The following is a 408-nucleotide window of genomic DNA, read 5'->3' as shown; positions in this document are numbered from 1 at the left end:
CCGTGGTGGACACCGCCACCGCAGATACTGCCGGCACCGCTGTCCACGACGACGTACCGAACAACACCTGCTACACCTGGGGCCACGGCGACAAGGCCGCCACTGACGCGGCGTTTGCCAGGGCCGCGCACGTGACGCGCCTCGATATCGTCAACAACCGGTTGATCCCGAATGCGATTGAGCCACGCGCCGTCAACGCCAGCTATTCGCGCCAGGACGACAGCTACACGCTCTACGTTGCCAACCAGAACCCGCACGTCGAACGCCTGCTGATGTCGGCATTCGTGCTGGGCCTGACCGAAGCCAAGGTGCGCGTGATTGCGCCGGATGTGGGCGGCGGGTTCGGCTCGAAAATCTTCCTGTACCCGGAAGATGTGGCGCTGACGTGGGCATCGAAAAAAGTTGGCC

At 63.7% G+C, this 408-nt stretch carries 1 protein-coding gene; it reads left to right on the top strand.

The genetic code is table 11. From position 1 onward, the window contains the following. A partial coding sequence (locus tag JWJ90_RS22975) for a molybdopterin cofactor-binding domain-containing protein (RefSeq protein WP_205229529.1) occupies positions 1 to 408 on the top strand: 408 nt, incomplete at both ends.

It is taken from the genome of Desulfobulbus rhabdoformis (assembly GCF_016919065.1).
GTDB classification, from domain to species: Bacteria; Desulfobacterota; Desulfobulbia; order Desulfobulbales; family Desulfobulbaceae; genus Desulfobulbus; species Desulfobulbus rhabdoformis.
This window is presented reverse-complemented; position numbering and strand designations above follow the sequence as displayed.